Origin of the sequence: Collinsella sp. BIOML-A6 (assembly GCF_009875845.1) — a bacterium.
Taxonomy (GTDB): Bacteria; Actinomycetota; Coriobacteriia; order Coriobacteriales; family Coriobacteriaceae; genus Collinsella; species Collinsella aerofaciens_H.
The window spans coordinates 135,849-153,628 of sequence record NZ_WWSL01000001.1; the positions used below are offsets into that span (position 1 = coordinate 135,849).

Sequence of the window (17,780 nt, forward strand, 5' to 3'; positions counted from 1 at the left end):
AAGTCGCCCGGGTCGTTGACTCACATATGAGGATGCGTCCCTATGTCCAACATCCCACACTCAACTCAAATGAGTCTTAGGCCTTGACGGTCGCAACGCCCCTGAAGGACATGCTCGTCGTGCCGATGCCCTTGAAGCCATCGAGGGCCTCGCCGTTGGGCGCGGTGGACGGATCGTTCCAGGAAGCAGAGACGGTCTTGACGTGTACGACAGGGTAAAGGACGGCGTTGTCGGCAATGATGTCGAAGCACTCGTTCCACTTCTTCTGCTGTGCATCGCCCTCGGCAGCAAGAGCCTCGTCCATGAGACCGTGGAGCTTCTCCCACTCAGCGGAATCCTTCCACGGGCAACGGGTCTGCATCCAGACGTTGTCGCCGTACCACCAGTTGAGCAGCAGGTCGGGATCTGCGCCGAAGCAGGACGGATCGCCAGGAGCGAGAAGGATGTCGTAGGCCTCGCCGCCATCGATAGCAGCATAGGTAGCAGCCGAAGTATCGGTCTGGATGGTCACATCGAAGCCGAGGGCGTCAAGATCGTTCTTGACCTGGGCGGCCATACCCTTGATCTGCTCGTTGTCGGTGGTACGCAGGGTGATGGCGCCCGGGGTGATGCCAGACTCATCAATGAGCTTCTTGGCCTTCTTGGCGTCAGTCTTGTAGACCGTGGAAGCCTCATGGTAGTTCGTGAAGCTCTTGGGCAGGTAGCAGCTGGCAGCCGTGGCAAGGCCGGCGAAGGTGTTGTTGATCATCTTCTCGGTATCGAGCGCATACATGACGGCCTGACGGACCTTAACGTTGTTCCAAGGCTCCTTGGCGACGTTGAACATAACGAATCGAGTTCCGAAGCCCTGAACGTTGTCAACCTTGCAACCAGCGCTCTCGAGCTGGTCGACGGCGTCGGCGGTGACGAGCTCCATAACGAGCGTGGAGCCCTCCTGCTGCGCGGTAACGCGAGCGGTGGGGTCGGTCAGGATGCTGTACTGGATCTTCTTGTCCTCGGCAGCATACTTACCGTTGTACTCGGGGTTAGGAACCAGGGTGATCTCGGTATCGGAGATAGAGTCGTACATCCAGGGGCCGGAGCCGATCGGCTGCTTGGCGCGATCCTCCTCGGTCTGTGCGGCCGGGGTAACGCGGATGATGGCCAAACGATCCTTGAGCAGGGAGAAATTGGGGACCTTGGTCTTGACCGTCACGGTGCTGGCGTCCTTGGCCTCAATGGACTCGAAGGGCTTGAAGAACGGAGCATAGGTAGCGGAAGCGGCGCAAGCGGTGTAGGAGGCGACGACGTCGTCAGCGGTGACCTCGGTGCCATCGGAGAACTTGGCGCCCTTGCGGATGGTGACCTCGAAGGTGGTGTCGTCCACGGACTTGGGGTCATCGGTGGCGAGCTCGTTGAACGTGCTGTAATCGTGGTAATCGATACCGTAGAGGCCCTCGATGACGTGCCAGTTAGCGCCCAGGCCCACGGCGGAGCCGGTGCTGGCGGGGTCGAAGCTGGACGGAGCGTAAGCGGAACCAGCGGTGATCACGCCGCCGCCACGGTTGGCGGAATCGGTGGACCCAGAAGCGGAACCCTTGTCACTAGAGCTGCCACCGCAGCCAGTGAGACCAAGGCCGGCGACAGCAGCGACGCTGCCGGTGAGGCCGAGAAACGAACGCCTGGACATACCCTTGTTGATGATGGCCATGTCTTCTCCTAACAATAGAAAATCTTACCCGGGAGCTCCTAGACTCACCCCCGCGCAACTTGCGGACGACATATACCTTACCTACCGACAAACCCAACTGAGGAGTCGCGCTCGGCGACCGTTACATACATCCGCTTGGACGGTATTTACTACCGTTCACCGAATTCGTTGACAAACGATGCTGTAGACAGTATGTTCCGGCGAGGTGAGATATCAGTCTTCGTCAATCCGCAGGATAGCAGGGCTTTTCCTTCGTCGTAGTCAAACGTTTTAGCGTTAATAAAACCCGAAACCAACAGGCAATCGCCGCGAAATAAATGCTTGAAAATCGGCCCATCATGTATATCAGTCGTTTAGAAGCGCGTTTAGTTTTCGGAACGGTTGGCGGATGTCTGGGTGCGCTCGGCATTCCATGCAACAAGTGCCTCGTGGACCGCTTTGGCGACATCGGCCGGAACGCCTCGAACTTCTGCAATCTCCTGCTCGCTTGCCGCACGCAAACGCTTCATCGAGCCAAAATGGCGCATAATGGCACGTTTTCTGGTGGGTCCCACGCCCGGAACGTCGTCAAGCACCGAAACCGTCATCGCCTTATCGCGCAACTCGCGGTGGAACGTAATCGCAAATCGATGGGATTCATCGCGAACCTGCTTGATCAGATAAAGCGAAGCGGAGCCGGTCGGCAGCACGACGGGAGTCTCGTCCCACGGCACGAAAACCTCCTCATCGGCCTTTGCCAAGCCACAAACTGGTATATCGAGGCCGAGCGCCTCAAGTTGCTTAATTGCGGCGGTCAATTGCGGCTTGCCGCCATCGACAACGAGCAAATCGGGGCGCGAGCCAAAGCGCTCGTCCGCCATGCGCTCGGGAGCATAGCGGCGCCCCAGAACCTCGGACATCGATACGAAGTCGTTCGCCTCGTCCAATTCGGCCTGAATTTTAAAGCGACGATACTGGCCCTTGTCGGCACGGCCGTTGGTAAATACCACCATCGAGGCGACGGTAAAGGTGCCGTGCAACGTCGAGATATCGAAGCACTCGATGCGCAACGGCGGCGCAGGCAGCGCCAGCGCACTTTCGAGCTCCAGGAGCGCCCGATTGGTGCGATCGTCAGCATAGCCCGTGCGCATCATGTAGCGCATGAGGGCATGGCGCGCATTTTTGGAAGCCATATCGAGCAGGCGGTGCTTTTCGCCGCGCTGCGGCCTGTGGAGATGGCAAGAGCGCTCGCGCTTGTCCGCAAGCCACTCCCCCAACGCTTCGGCATCCTCAAGCTCGACAGAGAGGTTGATCTCGGCCGGAATATCAGCCGTCTCGTCGTAATAGCGCTTAAGAAAGCCCGATTGAAGCTCTTCCTCGTCGACATCCAGGCCTTTATCGAGGATGAACTCACACGTTCGAACCGTTCGGCCCTCGCGAACGACAAAGACACAGGCGGCAGAGATAGTCTCTTCGCGATAGAAGCCGATGACGTCGATATCGACGCTTGATGGAAAAACGACCTGTTGGCGATCGTCCAGGCCCCTGATGACTTCCAGGCGACGCTTGACGCGCGCCGCACGCTCAAAATCGAGCGTCTCGGCTGCCTCCGTCATCTCGGACGTAAGCTCGTCGACCACATCCTTGCGATGGCCCGACAAGAAACGTTCGACACGCTTGACGTTCTTGGCATAGTCGGCAGGGGAAATCGCGCCGACGCATGCGCCCGGCCCGCGCCCGACATGGTAGTCAAAGCAGGGACGCCCGTTTTGCGCGCAAATCAAATTGACGATGTCTTCTTCGCCCTTATGAGATTCGACGATGCGGCGGCAGCGGCGCCATTCCGCACAGGATGCCGAGCAAATAGGAATAACCTTGCGTAGCGTATCGATGGTCTCACGCGCCGCACGGCTATCGGTATAGGGGCCAAAATAGCGCGTTCCCGGTTTATGACGCTCTCGCGTGTATTTAATAGCCGGAAACAAGTCACTCTTGGTAATGGCGATAAAGGGATAGCTTTTATCGTCTTTGAGATCGACATTAAAGTACGGATGGTACTGGCCAATCAGATTGCGCTCGAGCACCAATGCCTCGTGCTCGGTCTCCACCACGATATAGTCAAAGCTCGCCACCAGCTGCATCATGAGCGGGATCTTTTGACGCTCGTCCTGCAGCGTCACGTATTGACGCATACGGGCACGCAAGTTTTTTGCCTTGCCCACATAGATGACATCACCCTTGGCATCTTTCCAAAGATAGCAGCCGGGTTGCGTGGGAACGCGCGAAACCTGTTCGGCAAGTGTTGGAATGTTGTCGTGACCTGCCACGTCCACCTACTTGCGACGAAGCAGCGCCGAGACCTCGGTCATCTTAAAGACGAAGGCAAGACCAAAAGTTACAGCGAGCGAGACGATGCCTGCAACACAAACGTAGCCCAGGGTAATGAGGATCGAGCCGCCAAGCACTCCGACAAAGTGCTCAAGTGCCCACATGATGCCGGCACCCGCGGCAGCGCCCAAGCCACCGAACAAGAGGCCGAAGAAGCCGCCGTGCAGGATAGACTTGACCTGAAGGCCATGCAGACGACGGCGCAGCCACCACAGTGAGCATCCGACCAAGACCACGTAGTCAACGACGTACGAAAGCGCAATAGCAGGCATGCCATAGCCCAGCACCACGCCAAACAGCAGCACCGAACCGGCCTGACCGATAGCGGAGTACAGGCAATAGCGGCTATACGGTTTCATATCGAGCAGGGCCGAGAAGCTCTTCTGCATCAGCACGACCACGCCGTAGAGCGGCAGGGAAAGTGCCAGATAGACAAGGAACTCCGACACCAGCGCCACGCCGGATTCATCGAACTTGCCGGCGCAGTAAATCATGTTGAGCGGACGGGCGAAGACGATCAGGTACAGCGCAAACGGAATCAGGAAAAAGAGCATCTGGGCGACACCGCGCGAAATGCCCGTGCGGACGCTGTCGTAGTCCTTCTCCTGCGCATCGTGAGAGAGTTCGGTATAGAGTGCCGTCGAAAGCGAGGCGGCAATCAGCGCATAGGGCAATGTGTACCACAGGCGCGCATATGCGATGACGGAAGGGCCGGTCTCGGGCTGCACCACCAGCGCGGCGGCATTGGTAATGGAGGTCGAGACAAACATGCACACCGTGGCAAGCAGCGTCGGGATACCAAGCGCAATCGTCTGCCGCAGCGCGGGGTCCTTAAAGTCGATATGGATATGAGGATGCACGCCGTGCTTGCCAAGCGCGGGAATCTGGCAGGCCATCTGGACAAAGACGCCGAGGGTCGTACCGGCTGCGATCAAGATAATACCGGCCTGCTCGCCAAATTGTGCAGACACGGGAGCAAAGCCCATAAAGCTGGCGATGACGATGACGTTGTTGAGAACCGGGGCAAACGTCGACCAGAAGTAGTCGCGATGTGCGTTGAGAACGCCCGAGAACACCGAGCCCAAGCCATAAAACAGAATTTGGATAGCAAAGAAGCGGAACATGAACGCAGCGGTGTCCATGCTGCCGCCATCGCCCGAAAGGAACGACTGCGTCCAAATAAAGCCGGGGGCAAACACGGTGCCCAGCAGCGAGATGCCGCCCAGCAGCAGAAGCAGAATACCGAGCAGGTTGCCGACATACTCGTTCGATGCCTCGCGGCCCTGCTCACGCCTCACACCCATATACACCGGCAAAAACGCCGTAACGAGCATGCCGCCCATCACGAGCTCGTAGAGCATGTTGGGCAGGTTGTTGGCAACCTGATAGGAGGACGAGAGCAGCGACATGCCGATGGCGGCCGCCATGGCCCACGTGCGGATAAACCCGGTGACGCGCGACACGATGGTCAGCACGGTCATGAGGCCAGCAGAACGACCAACCGTGGAGTAGTCCGACGAACCCATATCGTCTACGTCGTCCCGAGAGTCCTCATGGATCTCATCTTGTGGCAGAAAATCGTCCACGACGGCAAAGGAGCCGGTCATCGAAAAGGGATCGTCAACCAAAACGGCGTCATCGGCAGGTGCGGCGTCATCGCTGTTCGGCATGTTGTTGCCGGATACGGCATCATCATCGAATATGGCGTGGTCGCCAAACACCTTGTCAACTTCTTTGGCGGCGACGGTTCGGGCAGAAAACGACAGAGGGTCCCAGTCGTCATCACCGTCGATGGCCACGCCCTCGACGGGATCGGTCGAACCAAGCGGCGACCATTCGTCATCCGAAAGAAGCGGTTCGTCATCACCATGAGCCGCGGGCTTGGCAAAACGAGCGGCAGGAGCGCTCTGCGGCGTGCTCTTTCCCTGGGCTGCCATCAAAAAAACCGCCGTCTCATCGGGACGCGGCACCCGAGGAGCCTCGGAGGCGGTCGGCATCACGCTCGCGCTCGATTGAGCGGCGGCCAAAAAGACAGCTGTCTCATCGGGACGAGCCGAAGAAAGAACCGTACGGGGAAGTGCCGTGCCGGCACCGGCGGCATGCAAGTACACGGCCGTCTCGCCCGGGTCAGCGGCAGTGGACCAGACGTTTCGAATCTCGTTATCGAACGAAGCGGCCTCGGGCGCGGGCGCCTGAGGAGCCGACCCTTTTGCAAAGTGAGCTCCGAGCTTTGATTCTTCCTGCGGCATCGCTCAGTCCTCTCTCGTGATCGGGGCAACCGTCGCCCCGCAAAATGCAACTAAGTCATCGGGAGCAAGCTCAAGCTGATAACCGCGCTTGCCGCCCGAGATAAAAATGGTATCCCAAAGGACGCATGTCTCATCGATCAGCGTCCGGAAGCGTTTTTTCATACCGACCGGGCTGCAACCGCCGCGGACATACCCCGTCGCGGCAAGTAAATCTTTGACATGCATCATGGTCAGCGACTTTTCGCCTGCGGCGCGCGCGGCGGCCTTGAGGTCGAGCTCGTCGGCAACAGGAATGCAGCACACGACATGGTCGTTGGACGGCGTCGTGCAGACCAGGGTCTTAAATCCCTGACCGGGCTCCTCGCCAAGCTGCTCGGAAATCGCGACGCCCAGACCTGACGATTCATCGCCATCGTCTTCGTACGTATGGAGAACATAGGAGATGCCGGCGCTTTCCAGCTCGCGCATCGCATTGGTTTTTGGCGTCTTAACAGCCTTTGCCATGGCACATCCTTTCCCTCGCAGAGCGACGCAAGGATTAAGTATAGGGCCAATTCCGCCGCATATGCCATCTCGCCACACAGAAGCACCACCGAATCAGAAGGAATCGGTGGCGCTTCGGTATCACAACGCCTCTTTACTGCGCGTCGAGCTGCGCCTGACGCTCACGATCACGCTTGAGCAGCGGCGCTAAAAACTTGCCCGTGTAGCTCTGCGAACATGCCGCGACTTGCTCCGGCGTGCCTGACACTACGACGGTTCCGCCACCATTGCCACCCTCGGGGCCCATATCGATCAGGCGGTCGGCAACCTTGATGACATCAAGGTTGTGCTCGATCACCAGAACCGTGTTGCCAGCGTCGACCAGGCGCTGCAACACGTCGAGCAGCTGGCGAACATCCTCAAAATGAAGGCCGGTTGTGGGCTCGTCCAGAATGTAGAACGTCTTGCCTGTCTGACGACGATGAAGCTCCTTGGCGAGCTTCACGCGCTGCGCCTCGCCGCCCGAGAGCGTCGTAGCGGGCTGGCCCAAGCTCACGTAGCCCAGTCCCACGTCATATAGGGTCTGCAGCTTGCGCCTAATCTGCGGGATATTCCCAAAGAAAGCCAGTGCTTCGGTGACACTCATGTCGAGCACGTCCGAGATTGTCTTGCCGCGGTAGGCAACCTCGAGCGTCTCGCGGTTATATCGCTTGCCGCCACATACCTCACAGGGAACATAGATATCGGGAAGGAAGTGCATCTCGATCTTGATCTGGCCATCGCCCTTGCACGCCTCGCAGCGACCGCCGCTTACGTTAAAGGAGAAACGTCCCGGCGAGTAGCCGCGCGCCTTCGACTCCGGCGTGCTTGCAAATAGCGCACGCAGATCATCCCACAGGCCAATATAGGTCGCAGGGTTCGAACGCGGCGTGCGACCGATCGGTGACTGGTCGATATCGATTACCTTATCGATGCACTCGATGCCCTCAATCTTCTTGTACGGCCCCACGGGACGCGTCGAACGATGGATGGCATTCGTAAGCGCGGGCGCAATCGTATCGGTGACCAGGGAGCTCTTGCCCGATCCCGAAACACCGGTAACGACTGTGAGCGTGCCGAACTCAATCTTAGCGGTAACGTTTTTGAGGTTGTTTGCGCGAGCACCCGTGATCTTAAGACAGCCGCGGCCGGGCTTGCGACGCTCATCGGGCACGCGGATCATCCGCTTGCCGGTCAAATAAGCGCCCGTCATGGAATCGGGGCACGCCATGATATCGGCAGGCGTTCCCGCAGCGACCACGTGTCCCCCGTTAACGCCCGCACCGGGACCCATATCGATCACGTAGTCGGCAGCGCGAATGGTGTCTTCGTCGTGCTCGACGACGATAACGGTATTACCGATATCGCGCAAGCGCTCGAGCGTCTTGATCAGGCGCTCGTTATCGCGTTGGTGAAGGCCGATCGACGGCTCGTCCAGAATGTACAGAACGCCCATGAGGCCGGCGCCGATCTGCGTTGCCAGGCGAATACGCTGGGCCTCACCGCCGGAAAGCGTCGCCGAGGCGCGGTCGAGCGTCAGATAGTCGAGTCCGACATCGACCAGAAAACGCAGGCGCTCCAGGATTTCCTTGACGATGCGCCCGCCGATAAACTGCTGACGCTCGGTAAGCTCCAGACCCTCAAAAAACTCGAGCGACTCGCGACACGACAGGCAGCAGACATCGTAAATGGACTTGCCGCCCACGGTGACGGCAAGCATCTCGGGACGCAGGCGAGCACCGTGACAGCTCGAGCACGGCTCTTCACGAATGTATTTCTCCAAGCGAGCCCTGGTGTTCTCGTTCGTCGTCTCGCTGTAGCGCTCGTACAGGATGTTGCGCACACCCGAGAACTTAGTGTCCCACTGGCTGCGACGCCCATCGAGCTTTTGATAGTCGACCGAAATCTTCGTGTCGCCCATGCCATCCAAAAACGCACGGCGAACCCGCGGGGGCAGATCCTCCCATGGCGTATCGGCACTTACCTTAAAGTGTTTGCAGACCGCAGCAAAAATCTGCGGATAATAGTTGGAATTGCCGAACAGGCTGCCAAAGACTCCGTCGGCAATCGACTTTGAGGGGTCTTCAATCAGCGCCTCGGCATCGACTGTCTTTTTAAAGCCCAGGCCATCGCACTCGGGACATGCACCATAGGGCGCGTTGAACGAGAAATCGCGCGGCTGCAGGTCATCAATGGAATGTCCATGTTCCGGGCACGCCAGTGCCAGCGAATACTCCAGCAGCTCGCCCTCGGTCCCCTCGGGCGCGTCGCGGTCGGGCAGCATGTACACGTTCACGTTACCGTGCGCCAGTGCCGTCGCCTGCTCAACGGACTCGGCAATGCGACCCAGGGAGTTCTCTCGAATCACGATACGGTCGACCACGACCTCAATGTCGTGTTTGAACTTCTTGTCCAGGTCGATAGGGTCGTCAAGCGAACGCACCTCGCCGTCGACGCGCACACGGCTAAAGCCCTCTGCACGCAGGTCCTCAAACAGCTTGGCATATTCGCCCTTGCGTCCACGAACCACCGGCGCCAACACAAACGCGCGGCGGCCCTCTCCCGCCGCCAGCACCTTATCGGCGACCTGATCGGTCGTCTGACGCTCAATGAGACGACCGCACTCAGGACAGTGCGGTGTTCCCACACGAGCAAACAGCAGACGTAGATAGTCGTAAATCTCGGTTACGGTGCCCACCGTCGAGCGTGGGTTTTTGGACGTCGTCTTCTGATCGATCGACACGGCCGGCGACAGGCCGTCAATCGAGTCCAGATCGGGCTTGTCCATCTGGCCCAAAAACTGACGCGCATAGCTCGAAAGGCTCTCGACGTAACGGCGCTGGCCCTCGGCATAGATGGTATCGAACGCCAGTGAGCTCTTGCCCGATCCGGAAAGACCGGTTATGACCACGAGCTGGTCACGCGGAATGGAAACATCGATATCGCGCAAGTTATGCTCGCGCGCGCCGCGAATAACGATAGAAGAATCAGACATGGAAGCTCCTTGCCTCCTACAACTTCAAATCACACTGACGATGAGTTTAGCGCACTCCACGCGCACAGATGTTCGCAATACAAGATTCGCAGACCTTTTGCGTTGTCTGACGCCGCAGACTGCACGCTCGGTCCGTACGTTCGAATACCGTCGATCGCCTACCACGCATCATGAATGACTCCCGCTCGCAAACGAGGGTACAATGGCGCTCGTGTCACACCGCGGGGCTCCGGCCCCAACATATACAAAGGAGTCAAACATGGGTTGCGAGCACGCACAGGCAGCCGGCGGGCAAACGTCACCGTCGCAATTTGAGGAGAATACGCTGTCCGAGGTCAAGCGCGTTATCGCCGTGCTTTCCGGTAAGGGCGGTGTCGGCAAGTCATTCGTCACCGGCGCCATCGCCACGGAGCTTTCCCGCCACGGTCACAAGGTCGGTGTCCTCGATGCCGACATTACCGGCCCCTCTATCCCTAAGATGTTCGGCATGAGCGGGCGTCACGTCCATGCCCTCGGCAACCTTATGCTGCCCGAAATCTCCGAGCACGGCGTCAAGGTTATGAGCTCTAACCTGCTGCTCCAAAACGAAACCGACCCCGTCCTCTGGCGCGGTCCGGTTATCGCGGGTGCCATCAGGCAGTTCTGGAGCGAAACCTCATGGGGCCCCATCGACTACCTTCTGGTCGACATGCCTCCGGGAACGGGCGACGTCGCCCTCACGGTCTTCCAGTCGCTGCCCGTCGATGGCATCGTCATCGTCACGAGCCCGCAGGATCTGGTCTCGATGATCGTCGCCAAGGCGGTCAACATGGCCGAGAAGATGAACGTCCCCATTCTGGGAATCGTCGAAAACATGAGCTATATCGAGTGCCCCGATTGCGGCAAGAAGATCGAAGTCTTTGGCAAGAGCAAGCTCCCCGAGGTCGCCGAGCGTTACAACCTCGAGATCCTGGGGCAGCTTCCCATCAATCCAGCACTCGCCGAGGCTTGCGATAAGGGCGAGGTTGAGACCGCACTGCCCGCACGTATGCTGCCCCAGGCCGTCTCTGCCGTCGAAGCCATTGCCCCGCACGAGACCGCCGAGGCCTAAGTGAACACGAACGCCTCCTATGACGTCTTGGTAATCGGCGGCGGGGCCTCGGGTCTCGCCGCCGCCATTACGGCCGCACGCGCAGGCAAAAGTGCCTGCATCGTTGAACGCGATGTTGCCTGCGGCCTTAAACTCCTTGCGACCGGCAACGGCCGCTGCAACCTTTCCAACGAATCAATTGAATTCCAGCGGTACAACCACCCCGCTTTCGTCGAATCCGTCATGGGTCCCCAGCCTGAGCAAGAGCTCGGCAGTTTCTTCTCCTCGCTGGGCATCATGACGACCTCCGAGGAGGGCCGGCTGTATCCGCGCTCCCTTCGCGCCGAATCGGTGCGCGATGCGCTTCTCAACGCTTGCAATCACCTGGGCATCACCTTGATCTGCGGAGCAAACGTTGCCTCGACATGCAAAGCCCCCGAGGGCTGGGCACTCCAAATAGACCGTCCCGCGCGAGCACTCAAGGCAAAAAAGCACGACGACCGAAAAACGGAGGTCCGCTCGCTTCGAAAGGCGCTCGCCGACACCCCTCGCACGAACAAGACGCTACAGGCAAAGGCCGTAATTATCGCTACAGGCGGCAGCCCTGCCGACATTGCGAAGACGTTCAATCTTTCCCTCACGCCGCAGCGCCCCGTCCTCTGCCCTGTGTCGGCATCGGTTTTCGGCAACCAGACTGCGCTCAAGACACTGGATGGCCTGCGCGTCCGCGCCCGTTTGACGCTCACCCGCAATCACGAGAAGCTCTGGCGCGAAGACGGCGAAGTGCTCTTCCGAACCTTTGGTATCTCGGGCGTTGCCGCCTTTAACCTCTCCCGTCGCGTCCAGCGCGGCGACACGATTCTGCTCGATGTTTTCCCCGACCTCTCTAAAGACGAGTTACTCGATATGCTCAACCAGCGAGTTGAGTTGCTCGGCGGCTTTTCGCCCCGCGACCCCCGCTGGCTCGACGGCATGCTCGCCCCGCAGTTCTCTCACGTCGTCTGCACCGTATTCGAACAGTGCCACCCCGGGTCGCACGACGTCATCCATCTGGTCTCAATCCTCAAGCACTTTAAGCTGCTCGTCGAGGGAACGACAGAGGAGCGTTCGGCCCAGGTCACGCGCGGCGGCGTGCCCATCGAGAGCGTCTCGGCTCCCAACCTCTGCGTGAGTAACGCGGCAGGCGCCCCACTTTACATCTGTGGCGAGGCGCTCGACATCGATGCCGATTGCGGCGGTTTCAACCTTGCGTGGGCTTGGATCTCGGGTATTCGCGCTGCAAGCAGCCTATAGCCGCGCAGTCTATAATCAAAGCGCATTCGGGCCGTCTGGGACACCGGACGGCCTCTTTCTTGCATCTAAGGAGACCTCGATGATCGAAATCACCCAAGTCCACGCGTCACTCGATGAGGCCGGCGACGAAACCGCCTGCCTCGCTATTGGTAGACGCGCCGTCAAACGAGCCCTGCGATGCGAGGATTCCCAGATTAAAGCCATTGAGCTCCATCGCAAGTCAATCGACGCCCGTAAAAAGCGAGATGTTCATTTTATTTTGAGCTTTCGAGTTGAGCTGACAAGCTCCCGACTCGAGCAGGAGGTGGTCGACCGCGTCGCCGAGCGCAACCGCTCGCGCATCCGCATGGTAGACGGCGAGGCTCCTTCATTCCCCAACCCCGTCCCGAATGCACCCAAGGAGCGCCCCGTCGTTGTCGGCGCCGGTTGCGCCGGTCTCTTCGCCGCCCTGACCCTTGCCGAAGCGGGCCTTAAACCCCTGCTCATCGAGCGCGGCGACCCTGCACTTCGCCGCTCGGAAGCGATTGATCTCTTTCTTAAGGAGCGTATCCTCGACCCCGAAAGCAATATCCAATTTGGCCTGGGCGGCGCAGGGACCTTCTCGGACGGCAAGCTCAACACGGGAACCAAGAATCCCGCCCATCGACTGATTCTCGAGACCTTCGTCGAAGCGGGCTCACCTCGCGACATCCTGTGGGACGCCAAGCCGCACATCGGCTCCGACATCCTCCCCACCGTCGTCACCAACATTTCCCAGCGCATCGAGCAGCTCGGTGGAACCGTCCGCTATCGAACAAAGCTCGTCAATATTCGAACCGATGAATCTGGCGCCATCACCGGCGTCGATGTCCAAACGCCCCAAGAAACCGCAAGCAAGACAATCGCCACAAAGCACCTCATTCTCGCCTGCGGCCATTCCGCCCGCGACGTTTTCGAGCTTCTCAAAGAACATAACGTTGCCCTCGCGCAAAAGACCTTTGCCATGGGCGTGCGCATCGAGCATCCACAGTGCGACATCGACCGTGCCCAATATGGCCCCTCGGCGGGGCACCCGGCACTCGGAGCAGCCCCCTACAAGCTTGTCGCCCATCTCCCCAACGGCCGCAGCGTGTTCTCGTTTTGTATGTGCCCCGGCGGACAGGTTGTCGCGGCTTCTTCCGAGCAGGGCCATCTGTGCGTCAACGGTGCCAGCCTCAATGCCCGCGACGGGCGCAACGCAAATGCCGCCCTACTCGTTAACGTCACACCTGACGACCTTCCCGGCGATGATCCGCTCGCGGGCATTGAGCTCCAGCGCGCCTGCGAGCGAGCCGCCTATCGCCTGGGTGGTTCCAACTGGAACGCGCCGGCACAGCTCGTCGGAGATTTCCTTGCTAGACGCGCCAGCACGGCACCCGGAAAGGTAAAACCAACCTATCCACTTGGCGTGACCTGGACGGCGATCGACGATGCCCTCCCGCAGCATATCGTCGAATCGCTTCGTTTGGGAATCCCCCTGCTCGGTAAGAAACTGCGTGGCTATGACCGCCCCGATGCGGTCCTCACTGGCGTGGAGACGCGTTCGAGCTCCCCGGTCACCGTCACCCGCGATCGAACATGCCACGCCGTGTCGACTCCGGGCCTTTACCCTTGCGGCGAGGGCGCCGGATATGCCGGCGGCATCATGAGTGCCGCCACCGACGGCATCCGTTGCGCTGAGGCGCTGATAGCAGACCTCTAGTGCACGGACTCCCGCGTCCGAACGACACAGGCCCCAAGCTCCACAGGGAACTCGGGGCCTGTTCGCTACTTCCCGAATCGTGCACCCTGACGTTTTCTGCCCGAAGCAAAGGTGGAGCCCTTGCGAGCCTGCGAACGCAAACGCTCGATCGTTTCGTCCTCAGATGCGCCCTCAAGCATCGCCCGAATCTGAACGACGGCATCGCGCAGACGTGCCGCCTCCTCAAAGTCCATGGCGGCGGAAGCGTTACGCATGTCCTCCTCCATGGTCTCGACAATCCGCACGAGCTCGTCATGCGGTAACCCTTCCAGCTGCTCGGCAAGTGTCTGCTCGGGTGCCACCGTCTCCGGCACGGCGCCCTCGCCGTTTTCGTCGGGTGTATAGAACGCACCGTGACCCAGCGAATCGCCTCTCGAGCGCCCCTTCGAGCCCACGGTCTTTTCGGCCTCGGCAATAAAGTTCGAAATGTCGTTAATGGCCTTGCGGACCGTCTTGGGCACAATGCCATGCTCTTTGTTATATGCCATCTGAATCTCGCGACGGCGCTGCGTCTCCTCGATGGCTTCTTTCATCGAATCGGTCACAACATCTGCATACATGATGACCTCGCCGTCGGCATTACGGGCCGCACGGCCAATCGTCTGAATCAACGAACGGCGATTGCGCAAGAAGCCTTCCTTGTCAGCGTCGAGAATTGCCACCAGAGAGACCTCGGGAAGGTCCAGGCCCTCGCGCAGCAGATTGATGCCAACGAGAACATCAATCTTTCCCTCGCGCAGCGTTCGCAGGATCTCGACACGGTCCATCGTCGCTGTATCGGAGTGCATGTAGTTGACCTTAATGCCGGCATCAAGCAGATGGTCGGTCAGGTCCTCGGCCATGCGCTTGGTGAGCGTGGTCACCAGCACGCGCTCCTTGCGCACCACGCGCTCGCGAATCTCGTCCTCAAGATCGTCAATCTGCCCACGAACCGGACGCACATCGATCTTGGGGTCGAGCAGACCGGTCGGACGAATGATCTGCTCAACGTCGTTCTGGCTCACCCGCAGCTCATAGTCGCCCGGCGTGGCCGAAACGTAGATGAACTGGGGAATCCTCGCCTCAAACTCATCGAAACGAAGCGGGCGGTTATCGAGTGCCGAAGGCAGACGAAAACCATGCTCCACCAGCGTCACCTTACGCGAGCGGTCACCTTCGTGCATGCCGCGAATCTGCGGCACCGTCACATGGCTCTCGTCGATGATGCAGAGCATGTCCTTAGGAAAGTAATCGATCAGGGTAAACGGCGGCTCGCCCGGTTTTCGACCGTCCAGATGACGCGAGTAGTTCTCGATACCGTTACAAAAACCCATGGTCTCGAGCATCTCGAGATCATAGTCGGTGCGCTGCTGCAGACGCTGTGCCTCGAGCAGCTTATCAGTCGCCTTGAGCTCGGCCACACGCTTCTCGCACTCTTCACTGATTGATTTCAGAGCCGCTTTGACCTTGGGTTTCTCAGTCACGTAGTGCGAGGCCGGCCACACGGGAATGGCCTCGTACTCACGCAGCATCTCGCCGGTGACCTCATCGATCTCGGCAATCAGCTCGACCTCGTCGCCAAAGAACTCAAACCGCAACGGATGCTCGGCATAGGGCGGATACACGTCGACGACATCGCCGCGCACGCGGAAGGTGCCACGTGCCAAATCATAGTCATTGCGATCGTACTGGATATCGATAAGCGCATGGATAAAGTCATCGCGCTCGAGCGGCACCTTCTTGTCGACGTTCGGTGCCAGCCCCGCATAGTCCTCGGGAGAACCGATGCCATAGATACACGAGACCGATGCGACGACGATCACATCGCGTCGAGATAGCAGCGATGCGGTCGCCTGATGTCGCAGCATTTCGACCTCTTCGTTAATCGAGGAATCCTTCTCGATATACGTATCGCTTTGCGGCACATACGCCTCGGGTTGATAGTAATCGTAGTACGACACAAAATAGACCACGGCGTTGTCAGGGAAGAATTCCTTGAGCTCGCTCGCGAGCTGAGCGGCAAGCGTTTTATTGGGAGCCATGACCAGCGTCGGCTTCCCCAGGGCCTCAATGGTTTTGGCCATCGTGAAGGTCTTGCCCGAACCAGTCACGCCCAGCAAAACCTGATAGCGATCTCCATCCCTCACGCCCTGTACAAGCGACTCAATGGCCTTGGGCTGGGAACCAGCGGGCTCGTATGGGGACACGACCTTAAACGGCACCTCAGAGCCCTCAACGCCAAAACGTTTGAGCTCCCCTCCAACACGCTCAACTTCAAATTCCGCCATTGATACTCCTAACTCATATATCTGCAGCATACGCAGGCGGCAGGCATAGTCCTATACGAACCGATCGGGATAGAGCGTCTTATATCGAACCCAGGCATTATTGACGCGAATCAGATAAGCCTGCGTCTCGGGAAAGGTGATTGCATTATGAAGCGATGTGCTCTGTTGCGCCCATCCGTCGACATTGCCCATGCCGGCGTTATATGCGGCAATAGCGCTGTCCGTCGACCCGTTAAAATACGTTAGAAGATATGAAAGATACGCACAGCCAAACTCGATGTTCGTAGCGGGATCGTTAAGATTGTCGGCTGAATACTCACTACCATCGACAAGACCCAAGGCAATCATATCCTGGGCAGTCTCGGGCATCAGTTGCATCAATCCCCGAGCGCCCTGATTCGACTCAGCCTCGGGATCCCAATTCGATTCAGACTTTATGACAGCACACACCAGATACGGATCTAGATTGTGCGAAATGCTCGATTGCTTTACGTACGCCTCGTAGTCAATTGGATACAAAGGCTTAAAGAAGGCGGCAGGAGCATACGAGTAGACGAGCGAAATAAGGCCAAAGACGAACACAACGGCAAGTGGCGCCACGCGAAACCACGTAAAGAAACGTGTCCTAGACATCGGCCTCCTCCTTATCCACTACATCCCCGAAGCCATGGTGCACAAGCCATGCGTCCAGTTGTTCAAAGAGCAAGTTGTCGCCCGCCGCATTATCGATTACCGTCGTAGCGAGATTGCAAAGCGAAGCCTCATCAGGTTGACATGCAGACCGCGCATCAAAATCAGTGGGCTCCATACCACGATGAATGGCACGCTCGCGACGAACTGCTAAAGGAGCGCTGATAACCAGAATTTCATCAGCCAGGCCAAAAGCATCCTCAAAACCAGTCGGGGCAGAAACCTCGACCACCGCAAAGGGATAACGGGGGGACGAAACCGTGCAGCAGACCGGATCAAGAATCCTCAGTGACAGCTGCTCGATAAGAACCGGATGAACGATGCCATTGAGCCGCGCAACTGTATCAGGAGAGGCGAAAGCTCGACCAGCGAGGACATTGCGGCGAATACCGCCCTCCCCATCCAGAATGTCCCAACCGAATTCTTCCGCGAGGGCATTGACGATATCGGAGCCTGGCACATACAGCGATTTGGCAAGCTCGTCCAGATCGATAAGCATGGCCCCATGAGATTCGAGATAGCGGCAGGCAGTCGACTTACCCGAAGCAATATTGCCCAAGACAAAAACGGTAAACATCAAGTCCTCCCTAACGCCAATGGGAGTTATTATCGCGCAAATACAAAAGAAGGACTCAAAATACAGCCAAACAGTAAGACAAGCTAAATGAAGGCGAGTTCTTGTATTAAAGGTGTCTATCATACGCAAAAAAGGGGGAGGCCGCGAGGCCTCCCCCTTCTTAAGTTCCATGCACGGCTCGGTGCCGTCCACCGGTCAGCGGCGCCCTGGCCTCCCACGGGCTGGCCCCGCAGTACTCTCGGCGCGATGGGGCTTAGCTTCCGGGTTCGGAACGGGACCGGGCGTGCCCCCCATGCTCTGGC

The 17,780-nt window shown here is 58.8% G+C and carries 11 protein-coding genes and 1 rRNA gene; 3 read left to right on the forward strand and 9 right to left on the reverse strand.

Annotated elements, in window-relative coordinates; genetic code table 11:
* Positions 1-76: 76 nt before the first annotated feature.
* The 5 genes from GT495_RS00640 to uvrA form a co-directional block, all read right to left on the reverse strand.
* Entirely contained in the window at positions 77-1,690 is a 1,614-nt protein-coding gene (locus GT495_RS00640) for an ABC transporter substrate-binding protein (RefSeq protein ID WP_161161163.1), read from the reverse strand.
* Between the two features lie 365 nt (positions 1,691-2,055).
* Positions 2,056-3,996 carry an excinuclease ABC subunit UvrC gene (gene uvrC / locus GT495_RS00645; protein ID WP_370457544.1) on the reverse strand — a complete coding sequence of 647 codons (1,941 nt, stop codon included), beginning with the start codon at positions 3,994-3,996 and terminating at the stop codon, positions 2,056-2,058.
* 6 nt (positions 3,997-4,002) lie between these two features.
* The gene (locus GT495_RS00650; protein WP_240128046.1) at positions 4,003-6,306 is read right to left on the reverse strand and encodes a murein biosynthesis integral membrane protein MurJ; all 2,304 of its coding nucleotides are present in this window, start codon (positions 6,304-6,306) and stop codon (positions 4,003-4,005) included.
* A 3-nt stretch (positions 6,307-6,309) separates the two neighbouring features.
* Positions 6,310-6,810: a Cys-tRNA(Pro) deacylase gene (ybaK, locus tag GT495_RS00655; RefSeq protein ID WP_138375029.1), complete on the reverse strand. Its 501-nt coding sequence runs from the start codon at positions 6,808-6,810 to the stop codon at positions 6,310-6,312.
* A 133-nt stretch (positions 6,811-6,943) separates the two neighbouring features.
* Positions 6,944-9,823, reverse strand: coding sequence for an excinuclease ABC subunit UvrA (gene uvrA / locus GT495_RS00660; RefSeq protein WP_161161165.1), 2,880 nt, complete (start codon positions 9,821-9,823; stop codon positions 6,944-6,946).
* Between the two features lie 259 nt (positions 9,824-10,082).
* On the opposite strand from uvrA, the gene GT495_RS00665 reads away from it, so the two are divergent.
* From GT495_RS00665 to GT495_RS00675, 3 genes are all read left to right on the forward strand, one after another.
* Entirely contained in the window at positions 10,083-10,913 is an 831-nt protein-coding gene (locus GT495_RS00665) for an Mrp/NBP35 family ATP-binding protein (RefSeq protein WP_161161166.1), read from the forward strand.
* Positions 10,914-12,185: an NAD(P)/FAD-dependent oxidoreductase gene (locus GT495_RS00670; RefSeq protein WP_161161167.1), complete on the forward strand. Its 1,272-nt coding sequence runs from the start codon at positions 10,914-10,916 to the stop codon at positions 12,183-12,185.
* 79 nt (positions 12,186-12,264) lie between these two features.
* The gene (locus tag GT495_RS00675; RefSeq protein ID WP_161161168.1) at positions 12,265-13,905 is read left to right on the forward strand and encodes an NAD(P)/FAD-dependent oxidoreductase; all 1,641 of its coding nucleotides are present in this window, start codon (positions 12,265-12,267) and stop codon (positions 13,903-13,905) included.
* Positions 13,906-13,970: 65 nt separating this feature from the next.
* On the opposite strand, the gene uvrB is transcribed toward GT495_RS00675, so the two are convergent.
* The 4 genes from uvrB to rrf form a co-directional block, all read right to left on the reverse strand.
* Positions 13,971-16,211: an excinuclease ABC subunit UvrB gene (gene uvrB / locus GT495_RS00680; RefSeq protein ID WP_161161169.1), complete on the reverse strand. Its 2,241-nt coding sequence runs from the start codon at positions 16,209-16,211 to the stop codon at positions 13,971-13,973.
* 51 nt (positions 16,212-16,262) lie between these two features.
* Entirely contained in the window at positions 16,263-16,844 is a 582-nt protein-coding gene (locus GT495_RS00685; RefSeq protein WP_161161170.1) for a lytic transglycosylase domain-containing protein, read from the reverse strand.
* On the reverse strand, positions 16,837-17,478 hold the full coding sequence (gene coaE, locus GT495_RS00690; protein WP_161161171.1) for a dephospho-CoA kinase: 642 nt from the start codon (positions 17,476-17,478) through the stop codon (positions 16,837-16,839). The genes GT495_RS00685 and coaE overlap by 8 nt, the downstream gene beginning before the upstream one ends.
* Before the next feature lie 193 nt (positions 17,479-17,671).
* A 5S ribosomal RNA gene (gene rrf, locus GT495_RS00695) occupies positions 17,672-17,780 on the reverse strand; the annotation flags it as partial.

Bases quoted from the DNA above. Each gene is read 5' to 3' on its own strand.
- uvrB (WP_161161169.1), bottom strand. From the start codon at position 16,211: ATGGCGGAATTTGAAGTTGAGCGTGTTGGAGGGGAGCTCAAACGTTTT.
- uvrA (WP_161161165.1), bottom strand. From the start codon at position 9,823: ATGTCTGATTCTTCTATCGTTATTCGCGGCGCGCGCGAGCATAACTTG.
- GT495_RS00665 (WP_161161166.1), top strand. From the start codon at position 10,083: ATGGGTTGCGAGCACGCACAGGCAGCCGGCGGGCAAACGTCACCGTCG.
- GT495_RS00640 (WP_161161163.1), bottom strand. From the start codon at position 1,690: ATGGCCATCATCAACAAGGGTATGTCCAGGCGTTCGTTTCTCGGCCTC.
- GT495_RS00650 (WP_240128046.1), bottom strand. From the start codon at position 6,306: ATGCCGCAGGAAGAATCAAAGCTCGGAGCTCACTTTGCAAAAGGGTCG.
- ybaK (WP_138375029.1), bottom strand. From the start codon at position 6,810: ATGGCAAAGGCTGTTAAGACGCCAAAAACCAATGCGATGCGCGAGCTG.
- GT495_RS00675 (WP_161161168.1), top strand. From the start codon at position 12,265: ATGATCGAAATCACCCAAGTCCACGCGTCACTCGATGAGGCCGGCGAC.
- GT495_RS00685 (WP_161161170.1), bottom strand. From the start codon at position 16,844: ATGTCTAGGACACGTTTCTTTACGTGGTTTCGCGTGGCGCCACTTGCC.
- coaE (WP_161161171.1), bottom strand. From the start codon at position 17,478: ATGTTTACCGTTTTTGTCTTGGGCAATATTGCTTCGGGTAAGTCGACT.